Source organism: uncultured Salegentibacter sp. (assembly GCF_963972535.1).
GTDB lineage: Bacteria > Bacteroidota > Bacteroidia > Flavobacteriales > Flavobacteriaceae > Salegentibacter.
This window is the reverse complement of record NZ_CAXAVR010000022.1, coordinates 1-14,338: the sequence shown is the minus strand read 5'-3', so window position 1 is coordinate 14,338 and position 14,338 is coordinate 1. Positions and strand designations below refer to the sequence as shown.

17 protein-coding genes are annotated in these 14,338 nt (G+C 35.2%); 11 read left to right on the top strand and 6 right to left on the bottom strand.

The features are described from left to right. Positions 1–8: 8 nt before the first annotated feature. Genes AACZ30_RS04820 through AACZ30_RS04810 form a run of 3 tightly spaced genes read left to right on the top strand, consistent with a single transcriptional unit; the run spans position 9 to position 1,308 of the window. Positions 9–455 carry a FixH family protein gene (locus AACZ30_RS04820; protein ID WP_339648027.1) on the top strand — a complete coding sequence of 149 codons (447 nt, stop codon included), beginning with the start codon at positions 9–11 and terminating at the stop codon, positions 453–455. Further along, the gene (locus AACZ30_RS04815; protein WP_339648025.1) at positions 456–1,157 is read left to right on the top strand and encodes a sulfite exporter TauE/SafE family protein; all 702 of its coding nucleotides are present in this window, start codon (positions 456–458) and stop codon (positions 1,155–1,157) included. Between the two features lie 16 nt (positions 1,158–1,173). Beyond that, entirely contained in the window at positions 1,174–1,308 is a 135-nt protein-coding gene (locus AACZ30_RS04810; RefSeq protein ID WP_339648024.1) for a hypothetical protein, read from the top strand. Positions 1,309–1,400: 92 nt separating this feature from the next. On the opposite strand, the gene hemN is transcribed toward AACZ30_RS04810, so the two are convergent. Further along, on the bottom strand, positions 1,401–2,756 hold the full coding sequence (gene hemN, locus AACZ30_RS04805) for an oxygen-independent coproporphyrinogen III oxidase (RefSeq protein ID WP_339648023.1): 1,356 nt from the start codon (positions 2,754–2,756) through the stop codon (positions 1,401–1,403). Positions 2,757–3,050: 294 nt separating this feature from the next. Here hemN and AACZ30_RS04800 point away from each other — a divergent pair, with 294 nt between their 5' ends. From AACZ30_RS04800 to AACZ30_RS04765, 8 genes are all read left to right on the top strand, one after another. Continuing rightward, entirely contained in the window at positions 3,051–3,515 is a 465-nt protein-coding gene (locus tag AACZ30_RS04800; protein ID WP_339648022.1) for an SRPBCC domain-containing protein, read from the top strand. A gap of 78 nt (positions 3,516–3,593) precedes the next feature. Beyond that, complete coding sequence (locus AACZ30_RS04795) at positions 3,594–4,661, top strand: AI-2E family transporter (RefSeq protein WP_339648020.1); 1,068 nt, start codon at positions 3,594–3,596, stop codon at positions 4,659–4,661. Between the two features lie 38 nt (positions 4,662–4,699). Next, on the top strand, positions 4,700–5,530 hold the full coding sequence (locus tag AACZ30_RS04790) for a DUF1853 family protein (RefSeq protein WP_093302604.1): 831 nt from the start codon (positions 4,700–4,702) through the stop codon (positions 5,528–5,530). A gap of 86 nt (positions 5,531–5,616) precedes the next feature. Next, on the top strand, positions 5,617–6,495 hold the full coding sequence (locus tag AACZ30_RS04785; RefSeq protein WP_339648018.1) for a cation diffusion facilitator family transporter: 879 nt from the start codon (positions 5,617–5,619) through the stop codon (positions 6,493–6,495). A 111-nt stretch (positions 6,496–6,606) separates the two neighbouring features. Then, positions 6,607–7,767: a hypothetical protein gene (locus tag AACZ30_RS04780; RefSeq protein ID WP_339648017.1), complete on the top strand. Its 1,161-nt coding sequence runs from the start codon at positions 6,607–6,609 to the stop codon at positions 7,765–7,767. Between the two features lie 225 nt (positions 7,768–7,992). Further along, positions 7,993–8,733, top strand: a complete 741-nt coding sequence (locus AACZ30_RS04775; RefSeq protein ID WP_075326785.1) for an NYN domain-containing protein — start codon at positions 7,993–7,995, stop codon at positions 8,731–8,733. Between the two features lie 79 nt (positions 8,734–8,812). Beyond that, positions 8,813–9,211, top strand: coding sequence for a heme-binding protein (locus AACZ30_RS04770; RefSeq protein ID WP_339648016.1), 399 nt, complete (start codon positions 8,813–8,815; stop codon positions 9,209–9,211). Between the two features lie 155 nt (positions 9,212–9,366). Then, positions 9,367–9,825 carry a VOC family protein gene (locus AACZ30_RS04765; protein ID WP_339648014.1) on the top strand — a complete coding sequence of 153 codons (459 nt, stop codon included), beginning with the start codon at positions 9,367–9,369 and terminating at the stop codon, positions 9,823–9,825. Between the two features lie 58 nt (positions 9,826–9,883). Here AACZ30_RS04765 and hisIE read toward each other — a convergent pair whose 3' ends face one another. From hisIE to hisB, 5 genes are all read right to left on the bottom strand, one after another. Then, complete coding sequence (gene hisIE, locus AACZ30_RS04760; protein ID WP_339648012.1) at positions 9,884–10,522, bottom strand: bifunctional phosphoribosyl-AMP cyclohydrolase/phosphoribosyl-ATP diphosphatase HisIE; 639 nt, start codon at positions 10,520–10,522, stop codon at positions 9,884–9,886. 212 nt (positions 10,523–10,734) lie between these two features. Next, positions 10,735–11,490: an imidazole glycerol phosphate synthase subunit HisF gene (hisF, locus tag AACZ30_RS04755; RefSeq protein WP_339648011.1), complete on the bottom strand. Its 756-nt coding sequence runs from the start codon at positions 11,488–11,490 to the stop codon at positions 10,735–10,737. A gap of 49 nt (positions 11,491–11,539) precedes the next feature. Next, entirely contained in the window at positions 11,540–12,277 is a 738-nt protein-coding gene (gene hisA, locus AACZ30_RS04750; protein ID WP_339648009.1) for a 1-(5-phosphoribosyl)-5-[(5-phosphoribosylamino)methylideneamino]imidazole-4-carboxamide isomerase, read from the bottom strand. 194 nt (positions 12,278–12,471) lie between these two features. After that, positions 12,472–13,074, bottom strand: coding sequence for an imidazole glycerol phosphate synthase subunit HisH (hisH, locus tag AACZ30_RS04745; protein ID WP_286761663.1), 603 nt, complete (start codon positions 13,072–13,074; stop codon positions 12,472–12,474). Between the two features lie 113 nt (positions 13,075–13,187). Beyond that, entirely contained in the window at positions 13,188–14,330 is a 1,143-nt protein-coding gene (hisB, locus tag AACZ30_RS04740) for a bifunctional histidinol-phosphatase/imidazoleglycerol-phosphate dehydratase HisB (RefSeq protein ID WP_339648008.1), read from the bottom strand. Between the last annotated feature and the right edge of the window lie 8 nt (positions 14,331–14,338).

Here is a 14,338-nt window from a genome sequence, read left to right as displayed (position 1 = left end):
ATAAAAAAATGAAAATAAACTGGGGAACAGGAATTGTAATTGGAATGGCACTTTTTATAAGTTTCATTATGTATTTAGTAATAAATATGCTTACCGATAAAAAGTTTGATCACGATTTGGTAACTGAAGAGTATTACCAAAAAGAACTGCATTACCAGGAAGAAATTGATGCAGAAAATAATGCATTTTCCCTTGAAGAAAACATTCGTGATCGCAGGGTAAAAGATGGATGGATCGTGGAATTTCCTAAGAATTTAGAACTTTCTAAAATTTCAGGAAACCTAAATTTTTATCGCCCTTCTAATGCTAAACTTGATTTTAATATTCCTTTAGAATTAACATCCCATCAAATTTTTATTGCAGATAAAAACCTTGTAGAGGGGCGTTGGAATATCAATATTCACTGGGAATATGAAGAAACGCCCTATTTATATAAAAACGAAATTGTTTACTAAATGTGGATTTCGGCATTAATATTTGGTCTTTTAGGAAGTTTCCACTGTGTGGGAATGTGCGGTCCTATTGCATTTTTACTGCCGGTAGATCATAAAAACAACTTAAAAAAACTTGGCCAAATTTCCCTTTATCATTTTGGAAGGATAAGTTCCTACGCCCTTATTGGTATTCTATTTGGCTTGCTCGGCAAAAGTTTCAGATTGTTTGGGCTTCAACAGCAACTTTCAATTTTAGTGGGAGTTTTAATGATTTTAGTAATTCTTATTCCGTATAAAAAATTCAGTAAATACAATGGTTCAAAATTTATCTTCAAAATTGTTTCAAAAGTAAAAAGCAACCTGGGTAAACAGCTAAAACAAAAATCTCCCGACACTTTTTATACCATCGGATTTTTAAATGGATTTCTCCCCTGCGGACTGGTTTATATGGCAGTTTTTGGAGCTATCGCTTCGGGAACGGCTTTAGAAGGCAGTTTATATATGGCGCTTTTTGGCCTTGGCACGGTGCCTTTAATGACTGCCACAATCTACCTGGGAAACTTTATTAACCTTAACCTGAGATCAAAAATTAGAAAAGCAGTTCCTGTTTTTGTGGTAATAATGGGATTGCTATTTATACTTAGAGGAATGGGACTCGGAATTCCATACCTCTCCCCTATGGAAATAACTCCGGAAATCACTGCAGCGCAAAGCTGCCATTAAACCTAAAACATTTGTTATGAATTTATTTGACACTATTGCATTAGTAAATTGGGAACTGGGCACTTCTCTAATCGCGATGTTTTTTGTTGTCTGTGCCGGCCTGGTGCTTATTGTTCTAAATATGATAGGCAGCGGAAATGACAAAGAATAGAGATTAAATTTTCAAAAAAAAAAGAACCTTATAAACATAAAAAAGTCCGTCTGGGAATTTCCAGACGGACTTTTTTGTATTCTACTTTCAAACTAAACTGTCATAGAAAATAATTGGGTGTTTGGTTTTTGTGCCTGCATTCTTAAATCAAAAGCCATACAAATATTACGAACAAATGGTCTTCCCTTTTCGGGAATGGTTAAGCCTTTTTCAGAAAAACTAACGAGTCCATCAGCTTCCATTTCCCTTAATTTAATAAGTACTTCAGGCAGTTCTTCAAAATAATCTTCGGGAGCGACCCAACTCGTTTCCAGGCGACACATTAAATTAAGAATATGTTTTCTAATTATAAGATCTTCTTTATTTAATATATGCCCCCGGAAAACCGGAATTATTCCCTCGGCAATAAGTTCCTGATAAGTCTCAACCGATTTTTCATTTTGGGCAAAACCGTACCAGCTGTCACTAATAGCTGAAACTCCCAGGCCAATCATAGATGCACCAGAAGAGGTGGTATAGCCCATAAAATTCCGGTGCAAAGTTTTATTTTCTACCGCTTTATAAAGAGAATCGGTTTTAAGAGCAAAATGATCCATTCCTATTTCAATATATCCTGCTTCTTCCAGCATTTTTTTCCCCGTTTCGTACATTTCACGTTTTTCATCGGCACCGGGAAGATCAGAGTCTTTGAAGCCGCGTTGCCCATTTCCTTTAATCCACGGTACGTGCGCATAGCTGTAAAACGCAATACGGTCTGGCATTAACTGCTTCGTCTTTTCAATAGTATCAATTATATCTTCTTTGGTTTGAAATGGTAAACCAAAAATAATATCATGCCCTACCGATGTAAACCCGGTTTCCCTGGCCTGTTCGGTGGCATTTTTTACGTTTTTAAAAGGTTGAATCCTATGAATTGCTTTTTGTACTTTTTCACTATAATCCTGTACGCCGTAACTTACTCTTCTAAAACCAAGATCGGCTAAAACCTTTAAATGCTCTTTGGTGGTATTATTTGGATGTCCTTCAAAACTTAATTCTGTGTTACAATCTCTTTCCGCTTTACGAAAAAGCATATTCAGTAAAAATTTAAGGTTCTCTGGAGCAAAGAAGGTTGGCGTACCCCCACCAAGATGCACTTCTCTAATAATTGGTTTTTCACCCAGCATTTCTAAATAAAGATCCCATTCCCGCAACACGCTTTCTATATATGGCGTTTCTACCGAGTGCTTTTTTGTAATTCGTTTGTTACAGCCACAAAAAGTACAAAGGCTTTCACAAAACGGTAAATGTATGTAAAGGCTAATTTCTCTATTTTCCTGGAAGCTGCGTTTTAAACTGTTCTCCCAGGCACTTGCAGAAAATGTATTGTCGTCCCAATACGGTACTGTTGGGTAGCTGGTATATCGAGGTCCCGGAACATTGTATTTACTAATAAGGTTAGAAGACATAAAGCAATAGTTTTTTACAAAATTAAAATACGTGTGCTTTATTAGATATGAGTAAGATCAGGTTCTGAATAAAAAATTCAAATTAATATGGTTTTTTTCTCCATATAGTTTTAAAAAAACAGAATCTCTAGTTTTGAGAATTAATATTTACGATTTTTATAATTTAACTTGTTAATTTTTCTTAAATTTAATTAAATAAGCAAAGGTGAAGCTGGTGATTTTTAATATTCGCCTTATAGCAGTTAACCGCGATAAAATCTTATACGATTCACTGTTTAATTAAAAAACTATTCTATGTCCCGAAAAATAAAAAAGGAAATTCGAATTAACGAAAATGGAGGTAAAGTATTTAATGCGCTAATAACTCCCAATTTAATTAAAGAATGGTGGGGTGCTTCTCAAGCCATTGTAGTACCAGATGAAGATGGCGTTTTTGCCTTAAGCTGGGGAGAAAATCCTGACAAAGCTGATTACATTGCGGCAGCAAAAATTTCAGAATTTAAACCTCACGTAAAACTTACTTTAAGCGATTATACCTATTTAGCAGATAACGAATATTTACCTTTTAAGGCAAAATTTAAAGTGAAATTCAGGATTTACTGCGAAACCAAATATTGTGTCCTAAAATTAGAACACTCAGGTTTTCCAAATAAATCTGAAGCAGATCAATTTTACTCTGATTGTGAATCTGGTTGGGAAGAAAACCTGGAATCGCTAAAAAATCTTGTAGAACAGGAAAATGTGCCGGTTTATAGCTAAAATGTGCTTCATTTAAAGGAAGAGTAGAAAAATTAAATTACTTTTTCTACCTTCAAAGTTTCAAACCAACTTTAAAAAATGAATTCGGCACCAAAAAACTTGCTTTATCCGCTTGTTGCCTTAATACTAGGCGCTTATTTTCTTTTCACAGGCCTGGTTGATGCAAAAGGCTTTCTAGCTCCCTTAGTAACCGCAATAATTCTCGCGCTGTTACTTATTCCATTGGCTAATCTTATGGAAGCAAAGCTAAAACGCCTTTTTTCATCACTTATAAGTACCATTTTATTACTGCTGTTTTCTTTTGGGGTTTTTATTTTACTCTCTTTTCAAATTAAAAATTTTGTAGATGATTGGGATAAAATTAAGGAGACCATGACGCCCAAAATTGAACAGCTACAAAATTATGCTTACGAGCATACTGCGTTAAGCAGCGAAGATTTAGAAGAATACAAGAAAGAAAATGATATAAAAAGTATGCTCACTTCTGGCGGAAATTCAGGTCAAAAGGCCTTTAACTTTCTTAATTCTGTAACCAGCTTTTTTAGTAATTATTTACTCACTTTTATTTATATTTTTTTCCTGCTAAATTATAGAAGACGCTTCAAAATATTTATTCTAAAATTATTCTCCAATCAACGTAAAGAAGAAGTAAAGCAAATTATTGATGAAACTGCCCGGGTGGCGCAATTTTATTTAAGAGGAAAGTTAATCTTAATTATAATCCTTTCTATTCTCTACAGCATTGGCCTGGGAATTTCGGGCGTGAATAATTATATTTTAATTGCAGTAATCGCTTCTTTTCTCACCCTTATTCCGTTTATAGGAAATATTATTGGGATGGGACTTGCCTTAATATTTGGTTACCTAACCCAGGGCGAAACCAGCATTTTAATTGGCGTAATTCTCACTTTTATTATAGTACAATTTATTGAAAGTTATGTTTTAGAACCTTTTATTGTAGGTGACAAAGTTGATATTCATCCTTTTTTCGTAATCCTCGCCATAATTTTAGGAAATATGATTTGGGGCGTAATGGGAATGATATTGGCAATTCCGGTTTTGGGAATTTTAAATGTAATCTTTAATCACGTGCCATCTTTAAAACCTTTTGGATACCTGCTAAGCACAGATGAAGATAAAGATTAATCTATCTTTCAAAACTACTTTAGTTCTAAATAAAAAGAATGCAAAATCGCGCCGAAAAGCAATTTCAGGGATTTTTAAAAACACCTCCCCTTTGGACAAACTCATTTCAACAAATAGATCAATTTAAACTTCCTGAAATTGAACAGCCATTAAAGCAGCCCATAACCCAAGATTTACCTTCGCTTTCATCAAATTTTGTAATGGGAAAGCGGGTAGAACGATTTTTTAAATGGATAATTAACCAAAATCCAGATTATAATTTGCTGGCTGAAAATATGCAAATTAGCCGCAATAAAATTACCCTTGGCGAATTAGATTTTCTTGTTGAAGACTTAATAAATAGGCGGGTATGTCATATTGAAATGGTTTATAAATTCTATGTTTACGATCCAGCTTTTTCAACAGAAATGCAACGCTGGATAGGCCCTAACCGCCGGGATACTTTTTTGCAAAAAACCGAAAAATTAATAGAAAAACAGTTTCCCCTACTTTACAAACCCGAAACTGAAGAAGTATTGAATTCTTTAGGTGTGAAACCAAAAGAAATATTACAGCAAACCTGTTTTAAAGCTAATTTATTTGTGCCGAAGCATCTTGAGGAAAAACAATTCCCGGTAATAAATAATGAATGTATTGCGGGAATATGGCTTCATTTTAAAGAATTTCTTTCAGCTGAATATCATACGTTACAATTTTACGCTCCACAAAAGCAAGACTGGCCAATTTTACCGCAACACAGCGAAAACTGGGTTAATCATTCAGAAATAATAACTCAAATTGAAAATTCATTCCAAAGAAAAAAAGCGCCATTGATTTGGGTAAAAAAACCGGACAATAAATTTGAACGGCTATTTGTTGTTTGGTGGTAGTTTAGACGATTTTTGGAGAAACACTGGTTTAAATCCAGAGAATAATATTATTCCCATTAAATTTGCAGGCTGAACCACACCACACAATGGATCAAAACACCAATGAAGCAATAAAGGCCTCCTGGCTTAGCATTATAGGAAATGCTTTATTGGCTATTGCAAAATTTATTACCGGGGTTTTTGGAAATTCTTACGCCTTAATCGCTGATGCCATTGAATCTACCACCGATGTTTTTTCGTCGTTTTTAGTATTATTAGGACTTAAATATTCGAGTCGCCCGCCAGATAAAAATCATCCTTACGGCCACGGCAAGGCAGAACCCTTGATGACATTTGCCGTAGTAGGGTTTTTAGTAGTTTCAGCCACAGTTATCGCTTACGAAAGTATAGTACACATTAGAACTCCGCACAAAGTTCCCGAACCTTATACCCTTATTGTTCTTGCCGTAATTATAATTATTAAAGAATATTTTTACAGAAAAGTTTCTAAAAAAGGCAATGAAACAAACAGCACCTCACTAAAGGCTGATGCCTGGCACCATCGTAGCGATGCCATTACTTCATTAATGGCATTTATAGGAATTTCTATCGCACTTTTTATGGGGAAAGGTTACGAAACGGCAGATGACTGGGCCGCGCTTTTTGCTTCAGGATTTATCTTATACAATGCCTATCTTATTTTACGCCCAGCACTTGGCGAAGTTATGGACGAACATATGTATGATGATATGATTGCTGAGATTAGAGAAATATCTGGTGGCGTTCCAGGAGTTCTAGATACCGAAAAATGCTATGTTAGAAAAACCGGAATGACCTACCACGTAGATCTCCATATAACCGTAAATGCTGAAATTAGCGTAAAAAAAGGTCACGATATTGCTCACAATGTAAAAAATGAACTCCTGGCCCATTTCCCCGAAATTTTTGACGTGCTTATTCACGTTGAACCCGATGATTTTTATTAAACCTAAATCTTGACATCTTCTTAAGATTAGCGTTAAAGCCCTGCTAAACCCCATTGAAATAAAGCGAAATCAACTTATCTTGAATAAATAGTTAACCAAAAAATTAGTAAGATGAGTTTGATAAATGAAAAAGACTTGCAAAAATTAAGCAATCAAGAAAATAAAACCTGTATTTCTATTTTTATTCCTACTCAAAGAGGAGGAAAAGAAGTGCGGGAAGAAAAGAATAAAACCCACCTAAAATCTCTTTGGAAAGAAGTTGGTAATGAACTTAAGAAAAAAGATATTCCTGAAGAGAAAATTCAGGAAATTGGTAAACCTATAGAAGAACTTCTTAATGATAAATCTTTTTGGCGCCATCAAAGCGACGGACTCGCAATTTTTGCTGCTGAAGGATTTTTTGAAAAATACACCCTGCCGGTAAACTTTGAAACGCATACTTATATTTCAAATGAGTTTTATATAAAACCATTGGTCCCCATGTTTTCTGAAGATACCCGTTTCTATTTGTTGGCACTTCAATTAGAAGATGTGGTTTTATATGAAGCTACCAAATACAGCATAGGCCAGGTAGATGTAGACGATTTAACACCTTCCCGCTTGGAAGAACGCGTAGGTTTTGATTATAAACAAAAACATTTAGATTTTAGAAGCCAGGGCGCCGGTGGAGAAAAAACCATTTTTCATGGGCACGGCAGTGGTAGCGAAGAAGAACGAAAAGAAGAAATTCTAAAGTATTTTAGAGCTATAGATAAAGGTCTGGATACTATTCTACACAACGAAAATGTTCCACTGGTAGTATCTACTCAAGATTACCTTTTCCCTATTTATAAGGATGTAAACACTTATAAACATTTGTTTGATAAAGTGGTTCCCGGTAACCCATCTGATACCGATATGTTTGGATTGCATGAAAAAGCGCTGCAAACTGTAGAACCATATCTTGAAAAAACAAAAAAGGATAAAATGAAGAAATTTGAAGAACTGAATAATACCGAAAGTACCGGTACATCAGTAACCGATATTCTCCCGGCAATACAACAAGGAAAAGTTGATACTTTATTCCTGGAAAATAGAAATGAAATCTGGGGCACTTACAATAATGATAATATGAATGTAAGTATAGATAATGAGCAAACGAGTAAGAACTATTCTTTAATGAACTGGGCTGCCAAAGAAGTTTTAAGACAGGGAGGAAATGTTTTTCTAATTCCTGACGCCCAAATGCCAGATAAAAATTCAAAAATGAATGCACTTTATCGTTTTAATTAGTAATTACCTTTTATAGGTTTTATATCTTTATTACCGAGGAAAACTATTAAGTTATCGAACAAGGAAAAGACGGCTGTACAGCCGTCTTTTTTATGCAAAAAAAGTATCTTTACTCGATAATCGAGATTAAATGCTCCCAAGCTTAACTCGAGATCAAATTATATTTTCCAATAATAATGCTTCGTGAGCTTGCTCCGGAGTAGTTTACTTTAAATAACAGATTCTATGGAAACCAACCTAGCGGTACTAATTGATGGTGATAATATCCCATCGGCATATATAAAAGAAATGATGGAAGAGATTGCCAAGTACGGCAATCCCACTATTAAAAGGATTTATGGTGACTGGACAAAACCCCATTTGGTAAAATGGAAAAATGTTTTGTTGGAAAACGCAATAAATCCTATTCAGCAATATGGTTACACCCAGGGGAAAAACGCGACAGATTCTGCAATGATCATTGATGCGATGGATATTTTATATTCAGATAAAGTAGATGGTTTTTGCCTGGTTTCCAGCGATAGTGATTTCACAAGATTAGCTACAAGACTGCGTGAAGCAGGAAAAAATGTAATTGGAATTGGAGAAAAGAAAACCCCCGAACCATTTATTGTAGCTTGCGACCGCTTTATTTATATTGAAATTTTAAAGAGTTCTGATAAGGATAATGAGCAAGAAAGCGAAAAAGGCGGAAAAACTTCCAAAAAGAAAAACGTAGATAAAATTACTCCAAAAGTGGTAAGGCTTATTTCTCAAACAATTTCAGATGTTGCCGATGAAGACGGTTGGGCGTTTCTTGGAGATGTAGGAAGTTTACTTCAGAAAAAACAACCTAATTTTGATTCGCGTAACTATGGCTTTCAGAAACTTACCCCTATGATTCATTCTATAGATAAATTTGAAATTGAATCACGAACCAATCAAAGCAGTAAATTCAAATTAATTTACGTGAGGAACAAAGATTAAATATTCGTTATATTCCTCTTAAAATCAATATATTCCGTTTTTGATTATATAATTTAGGACAAATTAAAAACCTTAAATTATGAATATCACTTTAGCACAAGCACAAAAAGTAATTGCTGCCGCCGAAAAGAAATCGAAAGAATTAGATGTGAAAATGGATATTGCGGTGGTAGACGCTGGCGCAAACTTAACTGCATTCGCCAGGATGGACGGCGCCTGGCTAGGCTCAGTAGATATTGCCATTAAAAAGGCTAAAACTGCCAGGTTTTTTGATATGAATACTGGAGAAATTGGGAAATTGTCACAACCCGGCGAATCACTTTTCAATATTGAGCATTCTAACAACGGACTAATAACGTTTCCTGGTGGCGTGCCTTTAAAAAACAACAGCGGTGAAATTATTGGCGCTGTTGGAGTTTCTGGAAGTTCTGTAGAAAACGATCACGCGGTTGCAAATTATGCTGCGGAAAGCATTTAGAATAATAAAATAGAAACTATTTTGTAATGGAAGTCCTATTTTCGGCTTCCATTACATATTACTTATATATTTGTTTAGAGAATTTAAAATTGAGCTAACCGGCAAAGATTGAATTATTACCACAGCTAAATACTGGCATTAAACACTAAAACTATATGAAAAAATCATTGATTTTAATTTCCATATTCTTCATATTAATTACGCTTTCTACAAAAGCTCAGGAACTTAATTCTAAAATCACTATCGATCATATCGCAGTTTATGTAGTTGATCTTGATAAAAGCACCAATTTCTATGAAAACATCATTGGGTTAGAAAAAATACCCGAACCTTTTAAGGATGGTAAACATACCTGGTTTACTTTAGGATCAAATGTTCAACTGCATTTAATTAAAGGTGCGTCTACAACTATTGAACCCGATAAAAACAGCCATCTTTCGCTGTCTGTTCCATCTGTTCCTGATTTTATTAAGGTTTTGGAAAAAAATAAAATACCTTATGAAAACTGGCTAGGAGAAAAACAAACGGTTACCAATCGCGTTGACGCAGTAAAACAAATTTATATCACCGACCCTGACGGAAACTGGTTAGAAATAAATGATGCAAAGAAATAACGCTGCATTTAGTAGACTAATAACAGTTCCATCAGAATATATTTGGTTAGGTTTCTTCTTAATGTCTATTTTCCAAAACTTCAGCGATATCTTTTAAAGAATATCCTTTTGCTTTTAGCAGAATTAAGTAATGAAAAAGTAAATCGGCGCTTTCGTTTAGGAATAAATCGGCGTTATCATCTTTGGCTTCAATAACCGTTTCTACAGCTTCCTCACCTACTTTCTGAGCAATTTTATTCATTCCCGCATCAAAAAGTGAAACTACGTACGAGTTTTTATCTTCTCGTAACTCAGGCTCCACCTCGCTCATCCTTTTTCGTTTAGCGATAATTCCTTCCAATTGAGAAAGAAAACCGAAATTAGGCTCATTATCCTCTGCCCAGCAAGTATCAGTTCCTTTATGGCAGGTTGGACCTTCGGGATTAACTGAAATTAGCAAGGTATCATTATCGCAATCATTTTTAATATTGACTAAATGAAGGTAATTGCCGCTTTCTTCGCCTTTGGTCCACAATCGGTTTTTGGTCCTGCTGAAAAAAGTGACTTTCTTGGTTTCATTGGTTTTCAAAAATGCTTCCTCGTTCATATACCCCAACATAAGTACGTTCTTAGTTGATGCATCCTGAATTATCGCAGGAACAAGTCCATCGTTATTTTTATTAAAATCTATATTCATCTTTATTTTTTTATATGTCATCCTGAATTTATTTCAGGATGTATATTTGTATTAATTGAAACTGGTATTAATTGAAACTGTTTTATAAGCTTTGAAAACCCTTATTCTAATCTAAAGCTTCAGGATTATTTCAAACTAGTTAGAAGCTGAAACAAGTTCAGCTTAACGAAATATAACACCAATCAAGCTTGTTTCTCTTTTCTATCTTCTCTTCTCTTTTTTCTTGCTATTATTTAAAGCCGAACTTCCACTCCATTTCTACGAAGTTCTTCTTTTAAATCTTTAATTTCAATTTCTTTAAAATGAAAAACACTGGCTGCAAGTGCTGCATCAGCTTTTCCTTCAATAAAAGTATCGCAAAAATGCTGCATATTTCCAGCACCACCTGAGGCGATGATCGGAATATTTAATTCTGAAGATAAAACTGCCAGGGCTTCATTAGCAAAGCCTTCTTTGGTTCCATCGTTATTCATAGAGGTAAATAATATCTCCCCGGCCCCACGCTCTTCAACTTCTTTTGCCCATTGGAACAAATTGATATCTGTAGGCACTTTTCCACCAACCAAATGCACCAACCATTCGCCGTTTACCTGTTTGGCATCAATAGCTACTGTAATACACTGACTGCCGAATTTAGCTGCAAGTTCATTAATTAGATCAGGATTTTTCACCGCAGAAGAGTTTATAGAAACTTTATCCGCGCCGTTTTTAAGCAAAATATCCACATCTTCTACTGATGAAATTCCACCGCCAACGGTAAACGGAATATTTACTTTTTCGGCAACACTTTTCACTAAATTGGCCAAAGTTTTGCGCTTCTCTTCAGTAGCCGAAATATCAAGAAAAACCAATTCATCTGCGCCAGATTTGGCATAGATCTCAGCCAATTCCACAGGATCACCGGCATCGCGTAAATCTATAAAATTTACGCCCTTAACGGTTCTTCCGTCTTTAATATCCAGGCAGGGTATAATTCGTTTTGTAAGCATTTTAAAGGTTTTGTAGTAAATAAATACTTTTTAATTCCCCCTTTGAGGGCTAGGGGGCTATTATAAATCTCTCTAATTCTTTCATTTTAATACGACCTTCATAAATCGCTTTTCCTATTATAGTGCCTTCGCAGCCAAGTTCAGCCAGTTCCGGTAACTCGCTAAAGGTAGAGATTCCACCCGAAGCTATAAGTTTTAGTTTTTTATTTTCTGATGAAGTTTCCTCAAGAATTCTGCGATACAGTTCAAAGGATGGACCTTCCAGCATCCCATCTTTAGAGATATCGGTGCAAATTACATAGTTTATTCCCTCATCCTGGTATTCCTGAATAAAAGGAATCAGTTCCTTATTAGATTCTTCCTGCCAGCCGCTAACTGCAATTTTTTCATTGTTGGCATCAGCACCCAGGATTATTTTATCTGAACCAAATTTCTGAATCCAGGATTTAAAAATATTAGGATCTTTAACCGCGATACTTCCACCGGTAATTTGATTTGCTCCACATTCAAAGGCAATTTGCAAATCTTTGTCGGTTTTTAATCCCCCACCAAAATCTATTTTTAAGCTGGTTTTTGAAGCGATCTCTTCCAGGATTTTATGGTTTACAATATTTTTTGATTTTGCACCATCTAAATCTACCAAATGCAAATACTGAATTCCGTGCGCCTCAAAATTTTTAGCTACTTCTAGCGGGTTCTCATTATAAATTTTCTTGGTATTATAGTCACCTTTGGAAAGGCGTACACATTTACCTTCAATTATATCTATAGCGGGAATTATTCTCATCTTTTAAGTAAAAAATTAAAATGTTACTTCTATATTTTTTTGCCACGAATGCACTAATGTTTTGTTTTATTATCAATTTTGCTTCTCTATGTCATTACGAGCGACAAAGGAGCGTGGTAATCTTTTGATAGAAATTTTCTGGTTGAACAGATTGCTTCAGTCGTGTCTCCATCGCAATGACGTAGTCTTTAAATCTACTTTATCGTGTTGGGTTGGGTCACTTTCAAAAAATTCTCCAGAATTTTCTCCCCCGCATCACTACTTTTCTCTGGATGAAATTGTACACCATAGAAATTATCTTTTTGAATAGCCGAAGTGTATTCTACTCCATACTCGGTTGAAGCTATGGTTTCTGCGCATTCCTTTACATAAAAACTATGTACTAAATACACGAATTCTCCTTCTGAAATCCCAGTAAATAAGTCTGATCTTAAATCATAAATTTTATTCCACCCAATTTGCGGAACTTTTAATTGGTTATCGAATTTCACCACATCAGCATGAAAAATTCCAAGTCCGTCTGTATCTCCTTCCTCGCAATAAGTACACATTAACTGCATTCCCAGGCAAATTCCTAAAACCGGCTGTTTTAAAGTAGGAATCACTTTATCTAAACCCGTAGACTTTAGCATTTTCATTGCGCTGCTGGCCTCGCCCACTCCTGGGAAAATTACTTTATCTGCTGACTTTATTTCTTCGGCATCACTGCTTAAAATAGCCTTATATCCAAGTCGCTTTATGGCAAATTTGATACTTTGAATATTACCCGCTCCGTAATCTATAATTACAATCTTCAAGCCCCTTCCGGCTCCCCCTAAGGGGGAGGGCTTTTTATTCATTTCATTCTCAATTTTCAAAATCTAAACATTTTTTAGTTCACATTATTCCCCCTTCGAGGGCTAGGGGGCTTTTAAAGCATTCCTTTAGTTGATGGAAGTATCATTTTTTCAGCATCACGTTTTACCGCTACTTTAATCGCTTTGGCAAAAGCTTTAAATATCGCTTCAATTTTATGATGTTCATTTAGTCCTTCAGCTTTTACATTTAGGTTGGCCTTAGCGCCATCGGTAAAAGATTTAAAGAAATGATAAAACATTTCAGTAGGCATTTTTCCAACCATCTCTCGTTTAAATTCGGTTTCCCAAACTATCCAGTTTCTGCCACCAAAATCTATGGCCACCTGGGCCAGGCAATCGTCCATAGGTAGGCAAAAACCGTATCGTTCTATTCCAAGTTTATTGCCCAAAGCTTTGCTAAAAACTTCTCCAAGTGCAATTGCCGTATCTTCTATAGTATGATGCTCATCAACTTCCAGATCTCCTTTAACTTTCACCGTAAGGTCCATTTGTCCGTGACGTGCAATCTGATCTAGCATATGGTCAAAAAATGCAATTCCGGTACTAATTTCAGATTTTCCGGTACCATCTAAATTTAGTTGAATAAATATATCGGTTTCATTAGTTTTTCTTGAAATTTCAGCTGTTCTATCATTCAACTTTAAAAATTCATAGATCTCTTTCCAACTATCGGTTTTAAAAGCAATAGTTTCCTTAACTTTTTCCTGATCGTTTTTCACTTCATCAGTTGCAAGATCTTCGTGAGTATCTATAAAAATGCCTTTACCGCCAAAATTATAAGCAAATTCAATATCTGTAAGTCGGTCGCCGACCATAAAAGAATTCTTTAGATCGTAGTTTTCTTCGTTATTTAGATATTTCTCCTCTAAAAGTCCGGTATTAGGCTTTCGGGTGGGAGAATTATCTTTTGCGAAAGTACGGTCCATTAGCACTTCCTTAAATTCCACACCTTCATTTTTAAAAGTTTGAAGAATAAAATTTTGAATAGGCCAAAAGTCTTCTTCAGGATAAGCTTCTGTTCCCAGACCATCCTGATTAGTTACCATGACCAACTCAAAATCCAATTCTGCGGCAATCTTCTTTAAATAATATAAAGCTTCCGGGTAAAATTCCAGCTTTTCAATACGGTCTACCTGGTAATCTTCGGGCTCGTGAATTAAAGTCCCATCACGATCTATAAATAATACTTTTTTCATAATCTATT